22 protein-coding genes are annotated in these 24797 nt (G+C 70.2%); 16 read left to right on the top strand and 6 right to left on the bottom strand.

What is annotated here, in order from left to right:
- Positions 1-32: 32 nt before the first annotated feature.
- The 6 genes from murA (at position 33) to G5S38_RS08310 (ending at position 6876) form a co-directional block, all read left to right on the top strand.
- Positions 33-1400, top strand: coding sequence for a UDP-N-acetylglucosamine 1-carboxyvinyltransferase (gene murA, locus G5S38_RS08335; RefSeq protein ID WP_165067180.1), 1368 nt, complete (start codon positions 33-35; stop codon positions 1398-1400).
- A gap of 169 nt (positions 1401-1569) precedes the next feature.
- Positions 1570-2241 (top strand): lysophospholipid acyltransferase family protein, encoded by a 672-nt coding sequence (locus G5S38_RS08330; protein ID WP_165067251.1) that lies wholly within the window; start codon positions 1570-1572, stop codon positions 2239-2241.
- Positions 2242-2243: 2 nt separating this feature from the next.
- Positions 2244-3278, top strand: coding sequence for an NAD(P)H-dependent glycerol-3-phosphate dehydrogenase (locus G5S38_RS08325; RefSeq protein ID WP_235928969.1), 1035 nt, complete (start codon positions 2244-2246; stop codon positions 3276-3278).
- 3 nt (positions 3279-3281) lie between these two features.
- Positions 3282-4055: an alpha/beta fold hydrolase gene (locus G5S38_RS08320; protein ID WP_165067177.1), complete on the top strand. Its 774-nt coding sequence runs from the start codon at positions 3282-3284 to the stop codon at positions 4053-4055.
- On the top strand, positions 4052-5608 hold the full coding sequence (locus tag G5S38_RS08315) for a Mur ligase family protein (RefSeq protein WP_165067174.1): 1557 nt from the start codon (positions 4052-4054) through the stop codon (positions 5606-5608). The genes G5S38_RS08320 and G5S38_RS08315 overlap by 4 nt, the downstream gene beginning before the upstream one ends.
- Before the next feature lie 62 nt (positions 5609-5670).
- A complete protein-coding gene (locus tag G5S38_RS08310; RefSeq protein WP_165067171.1) occupies positions 5671-6876 on the top strand; it encodes a D-alanine--D-alanine ligase family protein in 1206 nt (401 codons plus the stop codon).
- A gap of 12 nt (positions 6877-6888) precedes the next feature.
- Here the strand turns inward: G5S38_RS08310 and G5S38_RS08305 are convergent, their stop codons facing one another.
- Positions 6889-7485, bottom strand: coding sequence for a DUF3515 domain-containing protein (locus tag G5S38_RS08305; protein ID WP_165067168.1), 597 nt, complete (start codon positions 7483-7485; stop codon positions 6889-6891).
- Between the two features lie 24 nt (positions 7486-7509).
- Here G5S38_RS08305 and thiL point away from each other — a divergent pair, with 24 nt between their 5' ends.
- The gene (gene thiL / locus G5S38_RS08300) at positions 7510-8490 is read left to right on the top strand and encodes a thiamine-phosphate kinase (RefSeq protein ID WP_165067165.1); all 981 of its coding nucleotides are present in this window, start codon (positions 7510-7512) and stop codon (positions 8488-8490) included.
- On the opposite strand, the gene G5S38_RS08295 is transcribed toward thiL, so the two are convergent.
- Positions 8491-9096, bottom strand: a complete 606-nt coding sequence (locus G5S38_RS08295) for an RsmD family RNA methyltransferase (RefSeq protein ID WP_165067162.1) — start codon at positions 9094-9096, stop codon at positions 8491-8493.
- A 121-nt stretch (positions 9097-9217) separates the two neighbouring features.
- Between G5S38_RS08295 and G5S38_RS08290 the strand changes: the two genes are divergently transcribed.
- The 3 genes from G5S38_RS08290 (at position 9218) to coaD (ending at position 13735) form a co-directional block, all read left to right on the top strand.
- Positions 9218-10930: an acyl-CoA dehydrogenase family protein gene (locus tag G5S38_RS08290; RefSeq protein WP_165067158.1), complete on the top strand. Its 1713-nt coding sequence runs from the start codon at positions 9218-9220 to the stop codon at positions 10928-10930.
- A gap of 56 nt (positions 10931-10986) precedes the next feature.
- Complete coding sequence (locus G5S38_RS08285) at positions 10987-13182, top strand: ATP-dependent DNA helicase RecG (protein WP_165067155.1); 2196 nt, start codon at positions 10987-10989, stop codon at positions 13180-13182.
- A gap of 64 nt (positions 13183-13246) precedes the next feature.
- Positions 13247-13735: a pantetheine-phosphate adenylyltransferase gene (gene coaD / locus G5S38_RS08280; protein ID WP_165067152.1), complete on the top strand. Its 489-nt coding sequence runs from the start codon at positions 13247-13249 to the stop codon at positions 13733-13735.
- Positions 13736-13747: 12 nt separating this feature from the next.
- Here coaD and G5S38_RS08275 read toward each other — a convergent pair whose 3' ends face one another.
- From G5S38_RS08275 to G5S38_RS15525, 3 genes are all read right to left on the bottom strand, one after another.
- The gene (locus G5S38_RS08275; protein ID WP_165067149.1) at positions 13748-15244 is read right to left on the bottom strand and encodes an HNH endonuclease signature motif containing protein; all 1497 of its coding nucleotides are present in this window, start codon (positions 15242-15244) and stop codon (positions 13748-13750) included.
- 174 nt (positions 15245-15418) lie between these two features.
- Positions 15419-16180, bottom strand: coding sequence for a hypothetical protein (locus G5S38_RS08270; RefSeq protein ID WP_165067146.1), 762 nt, complete (start codon positions 16178-16180; stop codon positions 15419-15421).
- A gap of 344 nt (positions 16181-16524) precedes the next feature.
- Positions 16525-17805, bottom strand: a complete 1281-nt coding sequence (locus tag G5S38_RS15525; RefSeq protein ID WP_201276626.1) for a helix-turn-helix domain-containing protein — start codon at positions 17803-17805, stop codon at positions 16525-16527.
- Between the two features lie 130 nt (positions 17806-17935).
- Here G5S38_RS15525 and fgd point away from each other — a divergent pair, with 130 nt between their 5' ends.
- Positions 17936-18955, top strand: coding sequence for a glucose-6-phosphate dehydrogenase (coenzyme-F420) (gene fgd / locus G5S38_RS08260; protein ID WP_235928968.1), 1020 nt, complete (start codon positions 17936-17938; stop codon positions 18953-18955).
- 64 nt (positions 18956-19019) lie between these two features.
- On the opposite strand, the gene G5S38_RS08255 is transcribed toward fgd, so the two are convergent.
- Positions 19020-19508, bottom strand: a complete 489-nt coding sequence (locus G5S38_RS08255) for a hypothetical protein (protein WP_165067141.1) — start codon at positions 19506-19508, stop codon at positions 19020-19022.
- A 163-nt stretch (positions 19509-19671) separates the two neighbouring features.
- On the opposite strand from G5S38_RS08255, the gene G5S38_RS08250 reads away from it, so the two are divergent.
- From G5S38_RS08250 to G5S38_RS08230, 5 genes are all read left to right on the top strand, one after another.
- Positions 19672-20091, top strand: a complete 420-nt coding sequence (locus tag G5S38_RS08250) for an antibiotic biosynthesis monooxygenase family protein (RefSeq protein WP_165067137.1) — start codon at positions 19672-19674, stop codon at positions 20089-20091.
- Positions 20092-20140: 49 nt separating this feature from the next.
- A complete protein-coding gene (locus G5S38_RS08245) occupies positions 20141-21148 on the top strand; it encodes a TIGR03557 family F420-dependent LLM class oxidoreductase (RefSeq protein WP_165067134.1) in 1008 nt (335 codons plus the stop codon).
- Entirely contained in the window at positions 21149-22021 is an 873-nt protein-coding gene (locus G5S38_RS08240; protein ID WP_165067129.1) for a coenzyme F420-0:L-glutamate ligase, read from the top strand.
- A gap of 395 nt (positions 22022-22416) precedes the next feature.
- Positions 22417-23391, top strand: coding sequence for an AAA family ATPase (locus tag G5S38_RS08235; protein ID WP_165067242.1), 975 nt, complete (start codon positions 22417-22419; stop codon positions 23389-23391).
- Between the two features lie 6 nt (positions 23392-23397).
- On the top strand, positions 23398-24699 hold the full coding sequence (locus G5S38_RS08230) for a DUF58 domain-containing protein (protein WP_165067126.1): 1302 nt from the start codon (positions 23398-23400) through the stop codon (positions 24697-24699).
- Positions 24700-24797 lie beyond the last annotated feature (98 nt).

The raw sequence follows: 24797 nt of genomic DNA, 5'->3' as shown, positions 1-24797 counted from the left end.
CACCGAATCAGGAAGTCAGCGCAGGTACCTCAGTGAATCCACTTCTCACCGCCGCACAGAACGCGGCCGAGCCACTCGGCACCAAGTCCGACTCCATCGTCATCACCGGAGGCAAGCCGCTCAAGGGAACCATCGCGGTGCGCGGGGCCAAGAACCTCGCCACCAAGGCCATGGTCGCGGCCCTGCTCGGTGACACCCCCAGCACGCTCAAGGACGTGCCAGACATCAGCGACGTGCAGGTCGTGCGCGGCCTGCTCTCGGTCTACGGCGTCAAGGTCACCGACGGCGCCCGCGGCGAACTGCACTTCGACACCAGCAAGGTCGAGAGCGCGCACTTCGCCGACATCGACGCGCACGCCGGAGCCAGCCGCATCCCGATCCTGTTCTGCGGCCCCCTGCTGCACCGCCTCGGCGAGGCGCGCATCCCCGACCTCGGCGGTTGCCGCATCGGCGACCGCCCCATCGACTTCCACCTCGACGCGCTGCGCCAGTTCGGTGCCACCGTCGATAAGAGCTACGAGGGAATCCACCTCACCGCGCCCGACGGCCTGCACGGCGCCGAGATCGCGCTGCCGTACCCCAGCGTCGGTGCCACCGAGCAGGTGCTGCTCACCGCCGTGCTCGCCAAGGGAACCACCGAGCTGAAGAACGCCGCGATCGAGCCCGAGATCATGGACCTCATCGCGATCCTGCAGAAGATGGGTGCGATCATCTCGGTCGAGCCCAACCGCGTGATCCTCATCGAAGGCGTCGACCGCCTCGACGGCTACACGCACCGCGCCCTGTTCGACCGCAACGAGGTCGCCAGCTGGGCATCCGCCGCGCTCGTCACCCACGGCGACATCTTCGTCGAGGGCGCCAAGCAGGCCGAGATGATGACCTTCCTCAACGTCTTCCGCAAGGTCGGCGGGGCGTTCGACATCCAGGAGAACGGCATCCGCTTCTGGCACCCGGGCGGCAACCTCAAGCCCGTGACCATCGAGACCGACGTGCACCCCGGCTTCATGACCGACTGGCAGCAGCCGCTCATCGTGGCGCTGACCCAGGCGCACGGCGTCTCGATCGTGCACGAAACCGTGTACGAGAACCGGCTGGGCTTCACCGAGGCGCTCAACGAGATGGGCGCGCAGATCGTCGTGCACCCGTCCGGGCTGCCCGACCACCCGCGTCGCGTCGCCCGCCGCGACTTCGAGCAGGCCGCGGTCATCACCGGCCCGACGAAGCTGCACGGCGCCAACATCCGCGTTCCCGACCTGCGGGGCGGCTTCAGCCACCTCATCGCCGCGCTCAGCGCGGAGGGCCAGTCCGTGATCAGCAACATGGGGATCATCGACCGCGGGTACGAGCACATCATCGACAAGCTCGACGCACTCGGGGCCGACTTCGTCTACGAAGGCTGATCACCCCGTGGCACCAGAGCCAACAGGGGCTGAGCCAACGGGGGCCGAGCAGGCTGGGCCCGAGCAGGCAGGGCCCGAGCAGGCAGGGCCCGAGCAGGGCGCGTCGCAGCACCGCAAGTCCGAGAAGACGCCGATCTTCAGGTTCCTCGCGGTGCTGCTGTTGCCGCCGATGAACACGCTCGCGCGCTACCGCATCCACGACGGGCACAAGCTGCCCAGCACCGGTCCGTTCGTGCTCGCGCCGAACCACTACAGCGAGATCGATCCCGTGGTGGTCGGCGTCGTGATGTGGAAGCTCGGGCGCATGCCGCGCTACCTCGCCAAGGCGAACCTCTTCAAGTACCCGATCATCGGGTCGCTCCTACGCGCCTCCGGGCAGATCCCCGTCGAGCGCGCTGGCGCCGTGCGCGGCAGCGACCCCCTCGTGGCCGCGCGCAAGATCGTCGACCAGGGCCTCGCCGTCGTGATCTACCCCGAGGGTTCGCTGACGCGCGACCCGGGGCTGTGGCCCATGCGGGGAAAGCCCGGAGCCGTGCGCATGGCGCTGGAGACCGGCATCCCGATCATCCCCATGGCGCACTGGGGCACCCAGAAGGTGCTTCCGCGCTACGCGAAGCGCATCAGTCTGTTCCCGCGCAAGACCATCGACATCAAGGTCGGCGACCCGGTCGACCTGTCGGCGTTCCGCGGAAAGCCGCTCGACGCGGCCACCACCACCGCGGCCACCGCCGCCGTCATGACGTCGATCACGGCGCTCCTCGAAGACCTCAGGGGAGAGCCGGCGCCGACCGACCGCTGGGATCCCAGCAAGAACAACCAGAAGGAAACCGGACGCTTTTGAGCATGACAATGCCCATCCGGCTGCCCAGGCCCGGAGTGCGCCGCATCGCCGTGCTCGGCGCCGGTAGCTGGGGAACCACGTTCAGCAAGGTGCTCGCCGACGGCGGATCCGACGTCGCCCTCTGGGCCCGCCGCCCCGAACTCGCCCGGGAGATCACCCAGAGCAAGCGCAACAGCGACTACCTGCCCGGCATCAACCTGCCCCGCAACCTGTGGTCGAGCTCCCGCCTGCCCGACGTGCTCGACGGAGCCGAGTTCGTGTTCATCTCGGTGCCCAGCCAGTCGCTGCGGGCGAACCTCGCCATCGTGAGCGAGCTGATCCCGTCGACCGCCATCGTCGTGAGCCTGATGAAGGGTGTCGAGAAGGGCAGCGGGCTGCGCATGAGCGAGGTCATCACGCAGGAGCTCGGCATCGATCCAGACCGGATCGCCGTGGCATCCGGCCCCAACCTCGCCCTCGAGATCGCCCGCGAGCAGCCGACCGCCGCCGTGGTCTCGTCGCGCAGCCTGGAGACCGCGAGTGCCGTCGCCGTGGCCGCGACCAACCCGTACTTTCGCTCGTACGTGAACACCGACGTGATCGGCACCGAATTCGGCGGGGTGCTCAAGAACCTCATCGCGGTCGCCATCGGCATCGTCGACGGCGTCGGCTATGGCGAGAACACCAAGGCGTCGATCATCACGCGCGGCCTCGCCGAGATGACCGAGTTCGCGGTCGCCTACGGTGCGCGCGCCGAGACCCTCGCCGGCCTCGCCGGGCTCGGCGACCTCATCGCCACCTGCGAGTCGCCGCTGTCGCGCAACAACACCGCGGGGCGCCTGCTCGGCCAGGGCTACACGTTCTCCGACGTCGTCGAGCAGATGAACCAGACGGCGGAGGGGCTCTCGTCGGTCGCCCCGGTACTCGCCCTCGCCGAGGCCAAGGGCGTGTCGATGCCCATCGTGCGCCAGGTCGCCGAAGTGCTCGCCGGTACGATGAATCCGCGGGATATCGCGCCGCACCTCACGACCGACAGCGATGAACCACAGGGGGAGTGAGCAGTGATTACTGCGCTGTCCGACGGCCGGGTACTGGCCGAGAAATGGGGAGCCACGCCCCCGAGCGTGATCGCCCTGCACGGCTGGGCGCGCTCCGGAGCTGACTTCGAACGCGTCGTCGACGGCCTCGACGCCGTCGCCATCCACCTGCCCGGCTTCGGCATCACGACCGAGCCGGACACCGCGTGGGGCACCGTCGAATACGCGGATGCCGTCGCCGAGGCGCTCCAGGGGCTCAGCGCCGCGGGAGCCGCGACCGGTGGTGGCGCGCCCGCACCGGTCGTCATCGTCGGGCACTCCTTCGGCGGTCGCGTCGCCGTGCGCCTCGCCGCCCGCCACCCGCACCTCGTGTCGGGGCTCGTCCTGACCGGAGTCCCGCTGCTGCGCCTCGGTGCGGCACCAAAGCCGGCGGTATCGTACCGGGTCGTGCGCGCACTCGCGAAGCGCAGGGTGCTGCCGCAGTCGATGCTCGAGAAGGCCCGCCACACCCACGGGTCGGCCGACTACCGCGCAGCGCACGGCGTCATGCGCGACGTCATGGTGAAGGTCGTCGCCGAGGACTACCGCGACGACCTGGCCAGGGTCGCCGTGCCCACCCGCATGGTCTGGGGAGAGCTCGACACGTCGGCCCCCGCAGACGCGGCCATCGCCGCCAGCACGCTCATCCCCGGCGCGACCTTCCAGTCCGTTCCCGGCGCCGCCCACCTGCTCGAGGGACCCCTCGAGATCGCCGTTCGCGACGCCCTGCGCTCGCTCCTCGCGGAGGTCTCCTCGTGATCGTCGTCATCGTCACCCTGCTCACCGCGATCATCGCCGCCGCGGCATCCGCCGGTCGCTGGCTGAGGGTCGCCCAGCGCGAGCACTACATCGCGCCGTGGGTCTCCATCCTCGCGATGCTGTGGCTCAAGGTGCGGCCGATCAACGCCGTGCTCGCGATCGTCGCGCTGGCACTGTCCATCGTCGGTGCAGTGGGGTGGATGCAGCAGTCCGCCCTCGTCTGGGCGACGCCCGCCGCGCTGCTGCTGATCGCGGCCCTCCCCATCGGGCTGGGCATCCGCGGCACCAGCGCGAAGCTCGCCTGGACCGACCGCCTCAAGCGCCTCACCGCCATCTGGGCCGTCGTGATGATCGTCGCCGGCGCGCTGCTGTGGCTGCTGGTCGGCATTGCAGGGCTGCCCGTCGTGCTGCTGCTCGCGCCGCCGCTGATGGACTTCGCCCTGAAGCTCGCGGTTCCGCTCGAGCGGCGCCTGTCGCGCAAGTTCGTGGTGAGCGCCCGCAAGCGCCTCGCACAGGTGCGGCCGATCATCGTCGCCATCACCGGGTCGTACGGCAAGACCTCCACCAAGAACTACGTCGCGCACCTGCTCGCCGGCAGCACCGCGATCGTCGCCTCGCCCGCGAGCTTCAACAACGAGATGGGCCTCGCCCGCGCCGTGAACGAGCGCGTCGTGCCAGGCACCGAAGTATTCGTCGCCGAGATGGGCGTCTACGGGGTCGGCGACATCCGGGCGCTGGCCAAGAACTTTCCGCCCGACATTGCGGCCATCACCACCATCGGCGAGGCGCACCTGGCCCGTATGGGCTCGCGCGAGGTCGTGTTCGAGGCCAAGTCCGAGATCACCGAGGAGGCACGCACCGTCGTGCTTCCTGTCGACGAAGACATGCTCGCCGGGCTCGCGGAGACCTGCCGCCAGCAGGGCAAGCGCGTGATCACCGTGTCGACCACCCCGAGCATCCCCGCCGACGTGGTGGTCGACGAGGCCGGGCAGCGCATCACCGTCACCCAGTTCGGGCAGACCGTCACCTCGGAGCTCGTCGTGCCGCGCACCGGGCACGCCGTGAACCTCGCGGTCAGCCTCGGCATCGCGGTCGGCCTCGACATCGACGTCACCCCGGTGCTCACGCGCCTCGGCGACCTTCCCCAGGCGCACCACCGCGCCGAGGTGCAGTACGCGCCGAGCGGCGCCGTCGTGATCGACGACACCTACAACTCGAACCCGGTCGGGGCCGAGCGGGCGCTACGCGGGGCCGCGCAGCTCGCCGAAGAGCGCGGGGGTCCGCTCGTGGTCGTCACCCCGGGAATGGTCGAGCTGGGCACGGCGCAGGCCGAGCGCAACGAGGCGTTCGCGGCATCCATCGCCCGCTCCAACGGGCACCTGTTCGCCATCGCGCGCACCAACCGTGCCGCCCTCGTCGCGGGCGCATCGGGCGGCCAGCACCCCGTCAGGACATACGACCAGCGCCAGGCCGCCGTGGCTGCGGCCGTCGATCAGGCCGGTGACCGGGGCGTTATCCTGTACGAGAACGACTTACCGGACCACTACCCGTGATGACAGCCGCACCGGGGGATCGCCGGTTCGGTTAGTTGCGGCTGGAATTGTGATGGGTTGAAATGGCGAATCAATGGGCTGTGGTGTTCGGCGGACCGTCGCCGGAACACGAGATCTCGATCCTCACCGGGTTGCAGGCGGAGCGCGTGCTCACCGCCGCCGGTGAGAGCGTCATCCCCATCTATTGGGCGCCGTCAGGCGAGTGGTTCCAGCCGCCGCTCGGCACCGAGGCGAAGGATTACCTCGAGGGCCCGTCGTCGTCCTGGACCCCACTGATCGTGCGCGTCTCGGGTGGTGCCGGCATCTTCGTCAAGAAGCGCTTCGGCACCGAGGAGCTCGAGATCTCCGCCGCTCTGCTGTGCCTGCACGGCGGCATCGGCGAGGGCGGAGGAGCCGCTGCGTTGTTCTCACTGCTGGGCATCCCCGCCACCGGCTCGTCGCTCTACGCGGGCGCGGTCGCCATGGACAAGCTCGCCTTCGGCGCCCTCATGCACCACGCGGGCATCGCGTCCCTGCCCCGCGAGCTCGTGTCGATGACGGCCGAGCCGTCGTTCCCCGGCCCGTACATCGTCAAGCCCCGTTTCGGCGGATCGTCGATCGGCATCGAGATCGTGGATGACCTCGCCGCCGCCCGCGCGGTGAGCAAGGCCAGCGCGCACCTCCGAGCCGGAGCCGTCGTCGAGCCGTACCGCCCGGAGCTGGTCGACCTGAACATCGGGTTCCGCACCCACCCGGTCTTCGAGACCACGCAGCTCGAGCGGCCAATCCGCGGCGGCAGGACTGCTGCCGCCGGTGGCGCCGGTGCTGCCGGTACTGCCACGGGCGACCCGGCGGGCAAGCCCCGCACGGGTGTCTATTCCTACGCCGAGAAGTACCTCTCCGGGGGTGCGGGCAGCGACGCCGGCCTGAGCAGTGCGCCGCGCGAATTTCCCGCGGTGGTCGCCGACGGCATCGCCGAGACCGCGCGGCAGCTCGCCACGCGCACCGCCGAGGCCACCGGCCTCACCGGTGTGGTGCGGGTCGACCTGCTGCTCGACGAGGCGACCGGCGAGCTGTTCGTGAACGAGGTCAACTCGATCCCTGGCGCGATGTCGCTGTACCTGTGGGCACCGCAGGCCGCGGCCGCGACCGTGCTCACCGACGCCCTCGTCGAGGCGCGGGATGCCCGCGTCGTTGGACCCGCTGCCGGATTCGGTGCCGGAGCCGCGCTGCGTGCCGCCGGCGGCATCGCGGGCAAGCTCGTCGGGCTCGACGGCCCGCGCCGCTGACGGCAAGGTCGGTTACTCGGCGGGCGCTTCGGGGATGAGCACCGCGTCGCCGCCACCGAGAACGTCTTCGGCGGTGGTGCATGCGCCATCGGCGGGGATGCCGCCGACGGCTCCAGCCAGGGCGTTGAGCGCGTTCGAGTCGGAGGTGTCGTGGTCGACGACGACCTGCACGGCCGGGTCGCGCCCGTAGGTGGTGAACGTTCCGTACTCCTCGACCGAGTCGTCGACGAGCCAGTCGACACCGTCGATCGTCACGCAGCGCAGGGTCGACGGGCCGGGAACCTCCACGCCGCAGCGCAGCAGCACGAGCGCCGGGTCGCCCCAGGCGCCGGTGGCCTGCGCGTCGGTCTGCCGCAGCTCGAGGTCGTCGATCGCGTCGGGCAGTCGCACGCTCACCTCGGCACACGTCGGGTTGGCGGCATCCGGAGCTGCCTCCATCGGAACGGCGGCGGTACACCCGGTGATGCCGAGCATCGCGATCGCGCCGACGGACGCTGCGGCGGCCCGCAGAGTGCGGGGGCGGAGAATGCCGGAAGCGTCACGGCGGAGGGTACTGGCGAGCAGGGTGCGGGCGAACACGGTGCTGACTCGTGCTGCGATCCCGTTCATCGCGTTCAGGCTACCGTGAAGACCATGACGGATCCTGACACGCTCGGGGGCATCGGCGAATCCGCCACCTTGCAGCGCATCTTTCCCCGGCTGCCCGCCGCGGCCGCCCAGCTGCTCGGTCCAGGCGACGATGCCGCGGTCGTCGCGGCACCCGACGGCCGGTTCGTGGTGACGACCGACATGATGATCCACGGGCCCGACTTTCGCCTGGCGTGGTCGACGCCGCACGACCTCGGCTGGAAGGCCGCGGCATCCAACCTGTCGGATGTCGCCGCGATGGGAGCCACCCCGACCGCCCTCGTCGTCGCCATCGCGGCGCCCCGTGACTCACCGGTATCGCTGCTCGAGGGCATCGCCGACGGCCTGCGCGACGCCTGCGAAGCGATGGCTCCCGCGTGCGGCGTCGTCGGCGGCGACCTCTCGGTCTCGGACACCCTGACGATCGCGGTGACGGCGTTCGGCGACCTCGGCGGACGCCCCGCGGTGCTGCGCTCGGGTGCGCGGCCCGGCGACATCGTCGCGGTGTCGGGTGACCTCGGCGTCGCCGGCCGCGGACTGCAGCTGCTCTTCGCCGGAGGTATCATCGATGGGCATCCGGATGCTGCCGCCGCCGCCCCGGTGCGTGCGGAGCACCCCGATGCGGTCGGTGCGCAGCTCGCGCCGCGGCCCCCCATCGCCGACGGACCGGCCGCGGCCGCCGGCGGCGCCACCGCGATGCTCGACCTCAGCGACGGACTCGCGATCGACGCGGGCCGCCTGGCGGCGGCGAGCGGCGTGATGCTCGACTTCGATTCCACGCTGCTCGGTGAGGACCCGGCCCGCGCCCTGGCCGGCGGGGAGGACCATTCGCTGTTGGCGACGTTCCCCCCGGGTGGCGAACTGCCGGGCGGCTTCCGGCGGATCGGCCGAGTGCTGGAGGGTGCCGGAATCGTGGTCGACGGCGTGCCGTACGACGGCAGCGCGGGCTGGGACCCCTACCGCGGCTGGGACGGCGACGCGGGCTAGCTACTCGTCGTCGTCGACTTCGGCCGTGCTGGCCCACCACAGCGTCGTGTCGCCGTAGTTCGACCGGCGGTCGAGGGTCAGGCCGTCGGGCCAGGCCGGCTCGGTCGAGCGCGAGCTGCGCTCCACCATGACGATCGCCCCCGCGGTGAGGAGCGGCACCAGCAGGGCCAGGTCTTTCGCCAGGTCGTCGTCGCTGAGGTCGTACGGCGGGTCGAGGAACGCGATGTGCCACGGGGCACCGGCCGGTGCGGTGGGGGAGGCGAGGTAGGACTGCACCGCGGCGGCCCGCACGTCGACGGTCGGCGTGTCACCGGCGGCCCGTCGCGGTGCACTCCGCAGCACCGTCGCCGCGTTCCGGCGGCAAGCCATCGCGGCTGCCCCGTTCTTCTCCACCAGGGCCGCGGATTCTGCCCCCCGGCTCACCGCCTCGAGCCCGAGCGCCCCCGACCCGGCGTACAGGTCGACCACCCTCGCCCCGGCGAACCCGCCCCTCGACTCGAGCGATGAGAAGATCGCCTCGCGCACCCGGTCGCTCGTCGGCCGTGTACCCCGACCGGGCACCGTGATGGTGATGGATCCGGCGAATCCCGCGATGATTCGTGTCATTCGCCCCACGGTACCCACGATTGGCGAAACGGCAGCACGGGGTCCCCGCGGCCCGGTGCGACATTTGTAGAGAACTCACAATCAGTTCGAGGCATCCATATCGTCAATCCACACTGTGGGCATGGCTACCGTCGACCGTTCCAGCAGGCCCTCCTTCACCAAGTCGCTGTTCCTCGGGCGCATCGCATCCGACCTCGTGATGCCGTACCCGGTGATGGCCGCCGACGAGCGCCACAAGGTCGACGCGCTCGCGGCGTCGGCCCGCGAGTACCTCGACACGATCTACGACCCGGCCGCCGCGGAGCGCAATCGCTGGGTGGGCGACGACACGATTCGCGACCTCGGCGAGCGCGGCCTGCTCGGCCTGTTCGTCGACGAGCAGTACGGCGGCCAGGGGCTGAGCCAGAGCGGCTACTGCCGCGTGATGGAGGAGTTCGGTCGCGTCGACGGCGGCCTCGCCGTGGTGATGGGCGTGCACCAATCCATCGGAACCAAGCCCATCCACCTGTTCGGCAACGACGAGCAGAAGGCGCGCTGGCTGCCCGACCTCGCCGCCGGGCGCAAGCTCGCCGCCTTCGTGCTGACCGAGCCCAACGTCGGCTCCGACGCCTACAACCTCGAGACCTGGGCAGAGCGGCAGTCCGACGGATCGTGGATCCTCAACGGGGAGAAGCGCTGGATCGGCAACGGCGACCAGGACGTGCTCACGGTCTTCGCCCGCTCCGACCTCGGCCACGTCGCCCTCGTCGTCGAGAAGGGAATGGATGGGCTCAGCACCGGGCCGCGGTTCGAGACCCTCGGCCTCAAGGCGAACCGCCTGCAGCGCGTGCACTTCAACGACGTGCGGGTGCCAGCCGAGAACCTGCTGGGCGAGCCGGGCGACGGCTTCCGCATCGCGATGAACACGCTCAACAACGGGCGCATGTCGATGGGCACCTCGATCGCCGGTGGAATGAAGCGGTTCCTCGACTTCACCCTCGAGCACGGCACCCAGCGCACCCAGTTCGGGCGGCCCCTGCTCGACTTCGAACTCGTCGAGGAGAAGGCGGCATGGATGACGGGGCAGATCTACGGCCTCGAATCGATGTCGTACCTCACCACGGGGCTGGTCGACCTCGGGGTCGCCGATTACTCCCTCGAATCCGCCATGACCAAGATCGTCGCGAGCGACGTGGGCTGGAAGTCGCTCAACAAGGCGTTCCAGGTGCACGGCGGCACTGCCTACATGGACGACCACCCGCTCTCGAAGGCGTTGCGCGACTTTCGGATCTTCCCGATCTTCGAGGGTGCCAACGACGTGATGCGGGCATTCGTCGCCCTCGGCGGGCTCAAGGCGCTCAGCGAGGAGCTGCCCGATGTGCGCTCGCTCAGCATCAGCGACCCGGCCAAGGCCATCGGGGTGCTCGCGCCCTACATGTCGGGCCGCATCAACCGCGCGATCCGGCCGGGGCGCCTGACCGGGGCGCACCCGACGTTCGCGAAGCACACCGCGCTGCTCGGCGAGCAGACCGCCAGGCTGCGGGATGCAGCAGAGGGCGCGCTCCGCAAGCACGGCAAGAAGGTGCAGGAGAAGCAGTTGCTGCAGAAGAGGCTCACGGCAGTGGCATCCGGGATCTACTCCCAGGTCGCCGTGATCGGACGGGCATCGGCGACCCTCGAGCGCGACGGGCTGGAGGCGTCGGCCGCCGAGAAGGTCGTGGCCGTGAACTTTCTCAAGCACAGCCAGCGGCAGGTCGCCCGGCAGCTGCGCTCGCTCGAGGTCAACGACGACGCCTACTCGGCGAAGATCGGTACCGCGGTGAGGCAGGCCGGCGGGTACACGTTCACGATGTGAGCCGCGGACTCGACCAGGCGGTGAGCATCGTCGGCGGCGCGGAATAGCATCGGAGCATGGCGGATTCCCCTCTCGACGTGCGGCTGAGCGCAGTGCTCGGTGGTCGTACCGCGGGAGCGTTCGCGCGGGGCCTCGCGCTCGACACCGTCGGCGACCTGCTCAGCCACTATCCGCGCCGCTACGCCGGCCGGGGTGAGCTGACCGCGCTCGCCGATGTACCCCTCGACGAGAACGTGACGATCGTCGCCGAGGTTATCGAGGTGCAGGAGCGCGCCATGAAGGTCAAGAAGGGGTCGATCCTCGAAGTCAGGATCAGTGATGGCAAGGGTGTGCTCGTTCTCACGTTCTTCAACCAGGGCTGGCGCACGAAAGAACTGCGCCGGGGCGTTCGCGGCATCTTCGCGGGCAAGATCGGCGACTACCGCGGTCAGCTGCAGCTGGCGCATCCCGACTACGAATTGTTCCCACCCGACCAGCCCACCGACGGCATGAGCTCGAGCGAGTCGATCGCGGCGTGGGCTGCAGTGCCCATTCCGATCTACCCGGCGACGGCATCGATCGCGTCGTGGCAGATCGCGAAGGCGGTCGGCGTGGTGCTCGACACCCTGCCCGCGGTGCCAGACCCGGTGCCGGCACGGGTGCGATCCCAGCGCAAGCTCACGACGTTCGCCCGCGCTCTCGAGCTCATCCACCGCCCGCAGAAGGATTCCGACTGGGGGGCAGCGCGCGCCGCGTTGCGCTTTCAGGAGGCTTTCGTGCTGCAGGCCGCGCTGCTCGAGCAGCGGGCCGCGCTGCGGATGGCCGACGCGACCAGGCGCGAGCCGAAGCCCGGGGGGTTGCTCGAGCGGTTCGATGCGGCGACGCCGTTCGTGCTCACCGGTGACCAGCGCACCGTGGGGGCCGAGATCGCGGCGGACATGGCGTCGGACGCCCCGATGAACCGGCTCATCCAGGGGGAAGTCGGGTCGGGCAAGACCCTGGTCGCCCTGCGCGCGATGCTCGGCGTCGCCGAGTCGGGCGGGCAGTCGGCGCTCCTCGCCCCCACCGAAGTGCTCGCGGGGCAGCACCTGCGGTCGATCGTGCGCACCCTCGGCCCCGACCTCGCGGCGACCGTGCGCCCCACCCTGATCACCGGGCAGCAGCCCGTCGCCGAACGACGCAAGGCCGCGCTCGCCGCCGTGACCGGGCAGGCCGGCATCGTCGTCGGAACGCACGCCCTGCTCAGCGACAACGTGGGATTCTTCGACCTCGGGCTCGTCGTCGTCGACGAGCAGCACCGTTTCGGCGTCGACCAGCGGGAGGCGCTGCGCCGCAAGGGCGAGACGCCGCCGCACGTGCTCGTGCTCACGGCGACCCCGATCCCGCGCACGGTCGCGATGACGGTCTTCGGCGACCTCGACATCTCGACCATCGCCGAGCTGCCCGCCGGGCGCGTGCCGATTGAGACCTTCGTGGTTCCGCTCGCCGAGAAGCCGGGCTGGGTGCGGCGCATCTGGCAACGGGTGGCCGAGGAGGTCACGCTGGGGCGGCAGGTATTCGTGGTGTGCCCCGCGATCGATTCGACGGCCGCCGCGAAGGGCGAGGTGGGCGACGACGGCGCGGGCATCGCACCGGAGGGCGAGCCAGCCCCCGCGCGCGCCGCGGCGAACGTGACCGACGTGCTCGCCGAGCTGCAGGCCAACCCGGTGCTCGCGGGCCTGCGCATCGAATCGCTGCATGGACGGATGCCGGGCGACCGCAAGGATGCCGTCATGCAGACGTTCGCCGCGGGCGAGATCGACGTGCTGGTCGCCACCACGGTGATCGAGGTCGGGGTCGACGTTCCCAACGCGTCGGTCATGGTGGTGCTCGATGCGGACCGCTTCGGGGTGTCGCAGCTGCACCAGCTGCGGGGTCGCGTGGGGCGCGGCGGCGTTCCGGGATTGTGCCTGATGGTGACGGCCGCGGAGGAGGAGACGCTGTCGCGCGAGAGGGTCGAGGCGGTGGCATCCACTCTCGACGGTTTCGAACTCGCGCAGCGGGATCTCGAACTGCGGCGCGAGGGCGACGTGCTGGGCAGCATGCAGTCGGGTGGGCGGTCGTCGCTGCGCCTGCTGAGGGTTGCGAAGGACGGCGAGCTGATCTCGGAGGCGCGGGCGATCGCCGCGGACATCATCGAGGGCGACCCGACCCTGGAACACCACCAGGACCTGCGCGGCGCCCTGGACCGCCGGCTGGACGAGACGACGCGGGACTTCCTCGCCAAGAGCTGAGGTGTCGTCAGCGCTCGGCTGCCCGTGTCACCTTCCGGCAACATTCGGCGGATAGGGTGCAGGAATGAAGCGGATCGCGGTCGTCCCTGGCTCTTTCGACCCCGTGACCCTCGGGCACCTCGACGTGATCGAGCGTGCGGCGCACATCTTCGACGAGCTGCACGTACTCGTGGTGCACAACCCGGGCAAGACCGCATTGCTGCCCGTCGCGCAGCGGGTATCGCTCATCGAGAAGTCGGTCACCGACGCGAAGCTGGCCGGAGACATTCGCGTCACCTCGTGGAGCGTGGGCCTGCTCGTGGACTACTGCACAGAGGTCGGCGCGAGCGTGCTGGTGAAGGGCGTGCGCTCGCAGGTCGACGTCGCGTACGAGACCCCGATGGCGATCGTGAACCGCAACCTCGCGGGCGTCGAGACCGTGTTCATGCTGCCGGATCCCGCGCACGCCCACGTATCGAGCTCTCTCGTGCGCCAGGTGGCGTCGCTGGGTGGGGACGTGGGCCCGTACGTCCCGAATGCCGTCGCCGAGTTCCTGCAGAAGCCCCGCGGGTAGCGGACACAGCTTCTACCGTCGAAGAGCCGTCATCAGCGCCCGATTGCGACCGAGGGGCTTCCACGCCTGCTGCGGGTCGAGCCAGGGCGGGGAGAGCAGGCGCGGCCGGCCCTGAATCATCTTCATGGTGAACGCCGAAGCGTGCAGCATGTGGTGGTGGTTAGAACAGAGGAGTGCCCCGTTGTCGATGTCGGTGCGCCCGCCATTCGTGTATTCGACGATGTGGTGGGCCTCGCACCAGCTCGGCGGGGCGGTGCACGATGGCCAGACGCACCCGCCGTCGCGTGCGCCGAGCGCCGTGCGCTGGGCGCGGGTGAAGAAGCGCCTGGTGCGCCCGAGATAGAGCACCTCGCCCTCGTCGCCGACGATCATCGGTCGGTAGCCCGAGTCGCAGATCATGGTCTGCATGGTCACCGCCGAGACCGGCTCGGTCACGTCGTCGAGCCAGCCGACCCCGATACCCGCCTCGAGATCTTTAAGGCTCACGACCGCCGTCACGGTCGCGAGCGGACGCTGCCTGCCGCCGCTTCGGCCGCCGCCGGTGCTCTCGCTGTCGTTGCTGCCACCGTCACTGCCGCCGTCGCTCCCACTGCGACTTCTGCCAGCGTCGTCGATGACTCCGAGGCCCGCCTTGAGCGTTCCCATCAGGATGTCGAGCTGGCGCTGCTCTCGTGAGCGCGGGTCGGTGAACTTCACGACGATGTCGCCGTCGGGGGAGGGGATCACGGTGCTGCCCGCCCCGAGGTCGTCGTCGGAGATGAACCACGGCGACCGCGCGGGGTCGCCACCGTTCGACAGCATCGACCTCACTAGTGCCGCCGCCTCCGGGTTCAGCATCATCACGCCCCGGGTCATGCCGTTGACCTCGCGGCCGAGGGTTAGGGCGCGGCGCCGCCGCAACTCCTCGTCGCGCGGCTCTGCGCCGTCGGGGTCGAGTGCCTCGCGGTAGGCGATCGCCTGCACCGCGACGAGGTCGGCTGGCTCGTCGCGCGCGTACTCGACGAGCGCCGCCTCCGCGATGTGCAGGTCGACGGGGTCTGCGGTGGAGGAAACCTGGCTTAGCGCGCGAAGGATTGCGTTCGCGGCATCCACCCCGAGACGGCCAGCGGACAGTGCGTCGGCCATCGCGGGATACAGCGGCGGCATCGACCCTCCGCCGAGACTGGTTCGCGGACTCACGGCAGTACCCAGCCGGATGCGTCGGCTCGCCTCGGCCGCAGACACCCGTGTGACCCGTTCGACCAGGCCCGCTCCGCGGCTGTGCCCGTGACGGCGCGACAGTCCTTCGTTGCCGAGCTCCCGACGGGATCGCTCCTCGATCTCGGCAGCCGCAGCTATCGAGATGGCGGCGTTGTATCGGGCTGTCTCTTCGGCGGAATCGGCCAGTTCGATGAGGGCCTCATCGCTGAGCCCCTGCGCGGCGATAGCAATGTCATCGGCCACGGGCACGAGTGCCGCCGTCGCGAGGCGCACTGCCAGAAGCGGATCGGCGACGTGGGGTTCTTGCATGTCTCTACTCTCAACCCGACCACTGACATTGTGTTTTTGCTGATCAGCGGCGTGATTATTTGTGGAGAACTGTCCCGCCGACCTGCCTGTGGAGGAGGAGACGTAGCCCACCGGCCCGATGAAACCGCACTGAGCAATATTCAGCAGCCGCGGCATCCATTGGCCGTTGCCGACTCACGCAGCAGCCGCATCGACGGCGGGCGTCGCGGTGTTGGCGAGAACCGCGCGGGCCGAGTACCCGCCCAGGATGATGAGCATGACACTCTGCACGATCGCCGTCGGTGCCACAAGCACCGGCAAGGGTGGCAGGAGAGCTCCGACAACCAGAACCGCGGTCGTCGACGCGGGCACCCACAAGGGCAGCCCGCGCGACAGGATCAGCGCGACGAGTGTCGCGAGCATTCCGACCGGGATCAGCAGGTTACCGAGCAGGATGATGTCGGTCATCATCGGTACTTCCTCGATGCCACGCAGGAACCCCGCGCCGGCATCGGCGTCGACGACGGCAGTGTTCAGTGCCCACGCCCAGGTCGCGGCCTCGGCCGCCAGTCCGAACGAGAACAGCACGGCACCCGCGCCGGCGACCAGTCCACCGAGTATGGCGAGCAGCTGCGCTACCCGGTGTCGCAGGCAGACCAGGACGGCCAGGGTGCACAGGGCCGGGAACAGCAGCAGAACCGAGGGCGCCCCGGCGAACAGGTGCCAGGCGAACCACGCGTCGCGCATCGGCGACATCGTGTCGTAGTCATAGAGGTCGGTGCCGACCGGGGGGTGCCAGAACAGGAACGCGAGCCGCAACAGCACGCCGACCACCACCAGGCCGAGAAGCACGATGATCGCGGCGCTGCCGGATCGGGCCGGGTGCCTCTTCGGGGTGGCTGCATCGCTGGAGGGGGATGAGTGCGCGGTACCCGCCGAGGCGGGGTCAGCCGGCACGTGGCCGGACACTGCAGGCTCAGCCGCGGCGCGGCCAGACTTGGCAGGCCCAGATGGCGCAATGTCGGACATGGCAGGCCCGGAAACAGCAGGCCCGGAGACAGCAGGCCCAGACGCGGCAGGCCTAGAAACAGCGGGCCCGGAAACAGCACGCCCAGACGCGGCAGGGTCGGGGGAAAACGACGCGGATTCAGACACGGGGTGACCTCTCGTTGGGGCGGGAACCTCCCGCCGCCCCCAGAATCCGCGTCGTGGACCGTCTCGGGTATCCGGACTTTCCCGTAACCTGCCCAATCCGGCCCGCAACCTGCCCAATCCGGCCCGTGAAATGCCGCCAGCTCGCTCTACGATCCCGCGCCGGCTTCTGTCCACGCGCGCACCGCGAGTACCCGTCGGTTGCGCCCGTCGCCGGTATCCAGTCCCAACTTGGCGAAGATCCGGGTCAGGTGGCTCTCCACGGTGCGCTCCGACAGGTGCAGGCGGGCAGCGATCTCCGCGTCGCGAACACCGTCAGCGAGCAGCGCCATCACCTCCCGCTCCCGCGGGCTCAGGAGCGCCAGCCGCACTGCGGGATCCGGTTTCTCGTGGGTCGCAAGCCACCCGAGGATGGCCGACACGGCTAGCCACCACCCCGTGCCGACCGAGAGGGTGATGGCCGCCACGACGAGACCGGAGACGAGGGGTCCGGCCGGCACCAGCATCGCGCCGAGCCAGGTCGCCGAGAGCACCACGCCGACTGCCGCGTAACCCCCGAGGATCCCGCCGACGATGCGCCTCATCGCCGGTCCGTCTGCGGTCGGCCGCACGAGGGAGAGGGCGATGGATGCCGCGAGGCAGCCCACCGCGATGGACACGAGGTACCCCACGCTGCCGATCGACGCCGACACGTTCCCGGGGTCGCGCGCGACGGCCAGGCCGACGCACACCACGACCAGGAGCGGCGGGATCGCCGCTGCGGCCACCGCGAGGAGACCGGCGACTCGCCGCGCCCGGTCGGCGTGGGCGAGTCGGACCGCGAGCAGTACGGGCGTGGTGACCGTTGCCAGAAAGTAGAGGGTGACGAGCGCACCGGCCACGGGTGGAGACGACCACCCCTCCGGGGCAGCGGGCGGTACCCCGGCGAACGGATCCACGGGCTCGGCCAGCACTGCCGCGAACAGGACCGAGAGGCCGGCCAGCGCGCCGAAGGCGATGGACCACCCACGCGTCCGCGGCATCGTGCGCAGTGCGGCCAGCTGCACGGTGGCGAGCGGAACCGCCCACCACGCGTTCCACAGCCCCACGACGGCGGGAGTGACCGGCGACCCTCCCTGTGTGAGCGTCGTGGCAAGCGCCCCCAGCCCCAGATACGCCGCGACCCCGACGGCAAGGCCGAACAGCCAGCGACTACCCGCCCGGTCGCCGAGTGCACCACGGCGCGCGCCGAGCATCGCGATCCCGGTCGCCGATCCTGCCAGCGCCAGTGTTGCGACCGGGTGCGTCACGAATGTTCGGAGGCCATCCATCCAGTGGAAGGCGAGGGCGACCACCGCGACCAGGCAGACGGCGAGCACGACAGCGGGCGCCGCCGCACGAGAGCGCGGGACGCGCACAACAGACGTGAACCCGCGCACCTGGTCCAACACGATGACCGCAGGATATCGATCTGCATGGGCCTGGCGATACCCTCAGTTGGATCGCCCCCCAGAAACACCGACACCGCCCACAACCCCCACCCCACCCCCAACCTCCAGCCCGGCACGACAGAATGGACCCGTGACCCTCAAACTCGGCTACAAGGCATCCGCAGAGCAATTCGACCCCCGCGAGCTGGTGGAGATCGGCGTCGCCGCCGAGCAGCACGGCATGGAGAGCGTCGCCGTGAGCGACCACTTCCAGCCCTGGCGCCACGAGGGCGGGCACGCCCCCTTCTCGCTCGCCTGGATGGCGGCGGTCGGCGAGCGCACCAGCACGATCCAGATCGGCACCTCGGTGATGACGCCGACGTTCCGCTACAACCCCGCCGTTCTCGCCCAGGCCTTCGCGACCCTCGGCGTGCTCTACCCGGGTCGCATCATGCTCGGCGTCGGCACCGGGGAGGCCCTGAACGAGGTCGCGACCGGCTTCCGCGGCGCGGGCGAGCAGCACTGGCCCGAGTTCAAGGAGCGCTTCGCCCGCCTGCGCGAGGCCGTGCAGCTCATGCGCCAGCTGTGGACAGAAGACCGAGTCAACTTCGAGGGCGAGTACTACTCAACACACGACGCGAGCATCTACGACCGTCCGGAGGGCGGCATCCCCGTCTACATCGCCGCGGGCGGACCGGTCGTGGCCCGCTACGCCGGACGCTCCGGCGACGGCTTCATCTGCACCTCGGGCAAGGGATCGGAGTTGTACACCGACGCGCTCATCCCCGCCGTCAAGGAGGGCGCGGAGAAGGTCGGCCGCGAGTTCGAGAGCATCGACCGCATGATCGAGATCAAGCTCTCGTACGACACCGACGCCGACGTCGCCCTCGAGAACACGCGCTTCTGGGCCCCGCTCGCGCTCTCGAAGGAACAGAAGCACGACATCACCGACCCGGTCGAGATGGAGAAGGCGGCCGACGCGCTGCCCATCGAGCAGATCGCCTCGCGCTGGATCGTCGGATCCGACCCCGACGAGGTCGTCGCCGAGATCGCCAAGTACGTCGGATACGGCATGAACCACCTGGTGTTCCACGCGCCGGGACAGGACCAGCGCCGCTTCCTCACCCTGTTCGAACGCGACCTCGCGCCCCGACTGCGCGCACTCGCCTAGTCACGCCGGGACACCCCAGAAGCCGAGTGGATGCGGCGGCGCGCGTCTTGAGCGCCGCCGCCCGTCACAGCCGCCGAAACGCCCCGACAGCGGCATCCACCACGACCTGGTCATCGGTGAGCGCGACGCCCGTCACGACCAGGCCCTCGACGCGCGAATCGACCGCCTTCTGCACGTCGACGAGTACGACGGGGTCGCCGTCGCCCCGCTCGATGCGGACGATTCCGTCGGGCAGCCCGGCCTTGCGCACCGCCCCGGCGATCGGATCGACGAGGTAGGGCAGCAGCTTGTGGGCGGGCAGCCCCCACGCGTGCGCCGTCACGGCGACCGTGGCGACACCGGCTGCGAACGACACGACCCTGGCCGTGACGGTCACGGTGCCGGCGGCAGCGAGCGCGAACCGCATCGCGGTCGAGGTGCTCGGAACCTCCCGCAGGTCGATGTCGGCGTGCGCCGTCGACCCCTCGCTGCGCAGCCCCGCGACCATGGGAGGCAACGGACCCTGCGACGCGGCGAGGGCGAGCACCTCGACGAACGGGATGGAGATGTGCATGGCTGCCTCGAATCGGATGCTGGCGCTCGCGAACCGAAGAGGCGCGACGCGGTGCCCCCAGAATATGCGCTGGCCGATTCGAGCCGCACCGGCCGCCCAGCCGGGCGTGGAAGCATTGCCGTGCACCCGCGAGGCGTGCATTCGCCAAACCGAGGAGAGCCCGATGAGCATCATCAAGATCAACGCCATCACCGTTCCGGCCGACAGCGGGGACGAACTCGCACACCGCTTCGCCGCCCGCGCCGGAGCCGTCGACGGCCAGCCGGGGTTCGAGGGCTTCGAGCTGCTCAAGCCCACCGACGACCGAACCACCTGGCTCGTGATCACCCGCTGGAGCGATGACGCGAGCTTCCAGGCCTGGGTCGAGTCGCCATCGTTTGCGCACGGACACCGCGGCGGCTCGGAGAAGCCCGACGGCGCAGCATCCACCGACGCACCGGCAGCCAGTGCAGCAGACGCACCCCACGCCCACGCGGGCCGTGGGCCCGTCGGCATCAGCGCCGAGCTGTGGTCGTACGAGCCCGCGGGCGGGTCCACCAACGCACAGGCCGCCAACCCACAGGGCACCAACGCACAGGGCTGAAGAACACAGCGGTAATCGAGAACCGGTCATCCTGGCCGACAATGGGAGCATGCCTCCCACCGCCGCCCACATCGGCTACGCCGCGATGCTCGAGAGGTTCAACCCGACCGAGATCCTCGACTTCGCGGCGCACGCCGAGCGGGCCGGGTTTCGCGGCATCATGGCGGCCGACCACTTCCAGCCCTGGGTTCCGGCCCAGGGGCAGGCGTCGTTCGTGTGGAACGTGCTCGGCGCCCTCGGGCAGACCACCACCGGAGACCTGGGCACCGGTGTCACCGCGCCCACTTTCCGCTGGCACCCCGCGATGGTCGCGCAGGCGTCGGCGACCCTCGCCGCGATGTATCCCGGCAGGCACTGGCTCGGACTCGGCAGCGGTGAGGCCCTCAACGAGCACGTGATCGGCCAGTACTGGCCGGAGGCCCCCGAGCGCATCAATCGCATGTTCGAGGCCGTCGACATCATCAAGAAGCTGTTCGCGTCGGGGCTCGCCGGCAAGGACGTGCGCCACGACGGCCACTTCTACAAGCTCGAGTCCACCCGGCTGTGGACCATGCCGGAGGTCGCGCCCGAGATCCTCGTCGCGACCGCCGGGCCCGTCGCCGCCAAGCGCGCCGGGCGCACGGTCGACGGGCTCATCACGGAGGCAGCGCCGATCGAGAAGGTCGCGACCCTGCTGCAGCGGTTCGCCGATGGCGCGCGTGAGGTCGGCAAGGATGCATCCACCATGACGACGGTGCTGCGCCTGCACCTGAGCTGGGCCGAGACCGACGAGAAAGCGATGCAGAATGCCGTCACCGAGTGGCCCAACGGTGCCATGAGGTTTCCCCGAAGCGACATCCGGTCGCCGTTCGAATTGGAGCAGATCGCACGCATGGTCAGGCCAGCAGACTTCGAGGGACGGATGCCGGTGAGCGCCGATCCCGACGTGCACCGTGCCTACATCCAGCAATTCGTCGACCTCGGTTTCGACCGCATCTACCTGCACAACGCCGGCCGCAACCAGCGGGAGTGGATCGACGTCTTCGGGCGCTCGGTGCTGCCCGCCCTGGTGCGCTGAGTGTTCTCGGTATGGGCTGTCGAGGGCATCGGCGAGATCGTCGCCGGTGACGACCTCGCGCGCCTGATCGGCGACGCGGTCGGGTCGCTCGAGGAGGGCGACATCGTGTCGGTCACCAGCAAGATCGTGTCGAAGGCCGAGGGCCGCACGATCGCCGCGGCCGACCGCGAGAACGCGATCACCGCAGAGACGGTGCGGCTCGTCGCGAGCCGAACGCACCCGAACGGCGTCACCCGCATCGTCGAGAACCGGTTGGGGCTCGTGATGGCGGCGGCCGGTGTCGACGGCAGCAACACCCCGGAGGGCACCGTCCTCCTTCTTCCCCTCGATCCGGATGCGTCGGCGCACGCCATCTGCCGGGCGCTGCGAGAGCGGTTCGGAGTGCCCGTGGGCGTCGTCATCACCGACACCCTCGGCCGCCCCTGGCGTGACGGGCAGACCGACGTCGCGATCGGCGCGGCCGGCCTGCGCGTGATCGACGACCTCCGCGGAACCACGGACGCCAACGGCCGCCCGCTCAACGTGACGCTGCCGGCGGTCGCCGACGAGCTCGCCGGCGCGACCGACCTCGTGAAGGGCAAGGCCGACGGGTTGCCGGTCGCCGTCGTGCGCGGGCTCGGGCGTCTCGTCGCCGACCTCGACGAACCGGGGGCGGCGCGACTCATCCGCCCGGCCGAGAACGACATGTTCCGCCTCGGCAGCGACGAGGCGCACGCGGAGGGGCATGCGGACGGGCACGCCGAGGGGCACGCGGCGGGCCGGGCAGACGGCTACGCGGCCGGCCTTGCCGCAGCCCGTGCCGAGCGCGCGGCCGGCCTGGCCGAAGCCCGTGCCGAGCGCGCGGAGCGCTTCCGCGGTGCGGCCGACCACTGACGTGCGTCAGCTTTCATCATTCAGGAACATTCGAGGGGTCGAAGGGTGGATGCCGCGCTGACACGCCATCACGCGGCATATTTCGCTACTCCAGCCCCAGATCTTCCTGAATCCTGAAACGAATGCCCGCGGCGCTCCTGAATGATGAAAGGAATGCCCGCGGCGCTCCTGAATGATGAAACAAATACCAGCGGCGCTCCTGAATGATGAAAGCCGTGGGCGCTGCCGGGCACTCTGGGGCTTTACACATCTGGTCTGGCAGACTGCAATGACGTCAGCGTTACCAAAACGTCATCACCGCCACCGCGAGGAGCACCGTGAGCAGTCTTGCCAGCGAACCCGTCCTCGACGCGCACGGCGCCCGTGACCGTCCGGCCGACGCCCGTCACGACACCCTGCCGATCGACGAGTTCCGCCGCCTGAGCGACGCCGTATTCGACAGCATCGAGACCGTCATCGACGGCAAGCCGGAGGCGGTCGAGCTCGCCATGACGGTGCTGCTCGCCGAGGGGCACCTGCTCATCGAAGACGTGCCAGGCGTGGGCAAGACCATGCTGGCGCGGGCACTCGCCAGGTCCGTGGACTGCTCGGTCTCCCGCATCCAATTCACCCCCGACCTGCTGCCATCCGACATCACCGGCGTCTCGATGTTCAATCAGGCCAGCCGCGAGTTCGAGTTCATTCCGGGCCCGGTGTTCGCGAACATCGTCATCGGCGACGAGATCAACCGGGCGAGCCCGAAGACCCAGTCCGCGCTGCTCGAGAGCATGGAAGAGCACCAGGTCACCGTCGACGGCAGCACCCACGAGCTCGCCTCGCCGTTCACGGTCGTCGCGACCCAGAATCCGGTCGAGATGCAGGGCACATACCCGCTTCCCGAGGCGCAGCGCGACAGGTTCATGATCCGCATTTCGATGGGATATCCGGATGCCGCGGCCGAACTCGCCATGCTGAGGACGCGCGGCACGAGCAGCCCCCTCGACCTCGTGCGACCGGTCATCACCGGCGACCAGCTTCTCGCCATGATCCGCACCGTGCGCACGGTGTTCGTCTCCCGTGCCGTCGAGCAGTACGCCGTCGCCATCAGCCAGGCCACCCGCGTCGACCGCGACCTGCGCCTCGGGGCGAGCCCCCGTGCGACCCTGCAGCTCGTGCGCGCCGCGAAGGCCCGCGCGGCCCTCGACGGCCGCGAGTTCGTGCTGCCGGACGACATCGACGCGCTCGCCGTTCCGGTACTCGTGCACCGGCTGATCCCTTCCACCAAGCTCGCGGCCGTCGCCGGTGCCGCCCAGTCGGCGTCGCTCACCGACGTCGTGTACCGCATCCTCGCGGCGACCCCGGTTCCGCTGGGCTCCGCGCCCTCCGCGTGACCCACGATGCCGCGCCTCCCGCTCCGGGCCGATGACGGCAGGGTCACCCGGCTCTCGCGCCGTGGCTGGGGCCTGCTGACCGTCGGTGCGGTACTCATGGTGGTCGCCTACGTGGGCGACATGGCCGAATTCGCCTACGGGGGAGCGCTCGCTCTGCTGCTGCCCGGCATCGCCTACGTCATCGCCCGCTTTCGCCGGGTGAGCCTCGAGGTCACCCGCACCTTCAGTCCGGCGGTCGTCTCGCTCGGCGACGCCACCACCGTCGACCTGCAGATCCGCAACCGCGGGGTGGTTCCGACGCCGCACCTCATCTGCCGCGACGTTCGCCCGTGGTCGTCAGGGCCCGACGGCTTCGCCCAGGTGCCCCCGATCTCGTCGTCGCGTGGTCGTGCGCTTGGTCGGGCCTCAACGGTCGGCACCGGCGGCTTCCGCTACGAACTGCTGCCCCCGCACCGCGGCGTATTCTCGATCGGGCCGATGGAGGTCGTGCTCGCCGACCCGTTCGGATTCGCCAGCACCGAGATCTCGATCGGGCAGGCCGACCGGCTCATCGTGACCCCGCGCCTCGTCGACATGCCAGATACCGGGCTCGCGGTGCTCGCCAGTGAGGGCAGCTCGATGCTCGTGCGGCGGTCGGTCGGCGGCGACGACGACCTCTCGACCCGCGAGTACCGCCGCGGCGATGCGCTCCGCCGCGTGCACTGGAGGGCGACTGCCAGGCACGGCGACCTCATGGTGCGCCAGGAGGAGCCCCGCAGCCACGCCGAGGCGCGCGTCATCCTCGACACCCGGCTGGTCGGTTATACGGATTCACTGGTGTTCCGGTCGGAGGACGACGCAGAAAGCGCCGCCTTCGAGTTGGCAATCTCGCTCGCGGCATCCATCGCCCTGCACCTCGCGCGCGGCGGCTTCGAGGTCGAGATCGTCGAGACCGGGCCGACCCAGCTCGACTCGGTCGCCGCCATCGACGAGTTCCTCGAGACCCTCGCCGAGATCGCGCTCACCGAGACGACCGGCGGGTACTCGACCGACCCGTCGCTCGACCCGTTCTTTCGCGCGGAACCCGGCAGCGGCTCGGTCTTCGCCATCCTCTCCGAGGCGGATGCCGCGACCGTCGACCGCCTCGTCGGCGAGCCGTCGTCGTTCGAACTCGCGATCGCGTTCGTGATCGGGGCCGCGCCGGGCTCGTCCGTCGTCGACCGGCTGCGCGCCGCGGGGTGGACCTGCGTTCCGATGGGCCTCGACGACACGGTCGACGGCGTGTGGCGCGCGGTCTCCGAGATGCGGGGTGCACGCGATGGCCGTTAGCGCGCCCACCCGCCCCCGCGGCGCAGGCACCCCTCCCCGCCCCGGCGCGGGCGGCCCGCAGCGCCCCCGCGGCACCAGCGCGGCGGTGCGCCCGGAGC

This window comes from Marisediminicola senii (assembly GCF_011057645.1).
In the GTDB taxonomy this organism is placed as follows: domain Bacteria; phylum Actinomycetota; class Actinomycetes; order Actinomycetales; family Microbacteriaceae; genus Marisediminicola; species Marisediminicola senii.
Note: the sequence above shows the minus strand (reverse complement) of the source record. Positions and strands in the feature narration are given on the sequence as shown.

What these genes read in the sequence shown, in the direction of transcription:
- G5S38_RS08330 (WP_165067251.1), top strand. Translation starts at nt 1,570, where the DNA reads ATGAACACGCTCGCGCGCTACCGCATCCACGACGGGCACAAGCTGCCC.
- G5S38_RS08325 (WP_235928969.1), top strand. Translation starts at nt 2,244, where the DNA reads ATGACAATGCCCATCCGGCTGCCCAGGCCCGGAGTGCGCCGCATCGCC.
- G5S38_RS08310 (WP_165067171.1), top strand. Translation starts at nt 5,671, where the DNA reads ATGGCGAATCAATGGGCTGTGGTGTTCGGCGGACCGTCGCCGGAACAC.
- G5S38_RS08305 (WP_165067168.1), bottom strand. Translation starts at nt 7,485, where the DNA reads ATGAACGGGATCGCAGCACGAGTCAGCACCGTGTTCGCCCGCACCCTG.
- thiL (WP_165067165.1), top strand. Translation starts at nt 7,510, where the DNA reads ATGACGGATCCTGACACGCTCGGGGGCATCGGCGAATCCGCCACCTTG.
- G5S38_RS08295 (WP_165067162.1), bottom strand. Translation starts at nt 9,096, where the DNA reads ATGACACGAATCATCGCGGGATTCGCCGGATCCATCACCATCACGGTG.
- G5S38_RS08290 (WP_165067158.1), top strand. Translation starts at nt 9,218, where the DNA reads ATGGCTACCGTCGACCGTTCCAGCAGGCCCTCCTTCACCAAGTCGCTG.
- G5S38_RS08285 (WP_165067155.1), top strand. Translation starts at nt 10,987, where the DNA reads ATGGCGGATTCCCCTCTCGACGTGCGGCTGAGCGCAGTGCTCGGTGGT.
- coaD (WP_165067152.1), top strand. Translation starts at nt 13,247, where the DNA reads ATGAAGCGGATCGCGGTCGTCCCTGGCTCTTTCGACCCCGTGACCCTC.
- G5S38_RS08275 (WP_165067149.1), bottom strand. Translation starts at nt 15,244, where the DNA reads ATGCAAGAACCCCACGTCGCCGATCCGCTTCTGGCAGTGCGCCTCGCG.
- G5S38_RS08255 (WP_165067141.1), bottom strand. Translation starts at nt 19,508, where the DNA reads ATGCACATCTCCATCCCGTTCGTCGAGGTGCTCGCCCTCGCCGCGTCG.
- G5S38_RS08250 (WP_165067137.1), top strand. Translation starts at nt 19,672, where the DNA reads ATGAGCATCATCAAGATCAACGCCATCACCGTTCCGGCCGACAGCGGG.
- G5S38_RS08245 (WP_165067134.1), top strand. Translation starts at nt 20,141, where the DNA reads ATGCCTCCCACCGCCGCCCACATCGGCTACGCCGCGATGCTCGAGAGG.
- G5S38_RS08230 (WP_165067126.1), top strand. Translation starts at nt 23,398, where the DNA reads ATGCCGCGCCTCCCGCTCCGGGCCGATGACGGCAGGGTCACCCGGCTC.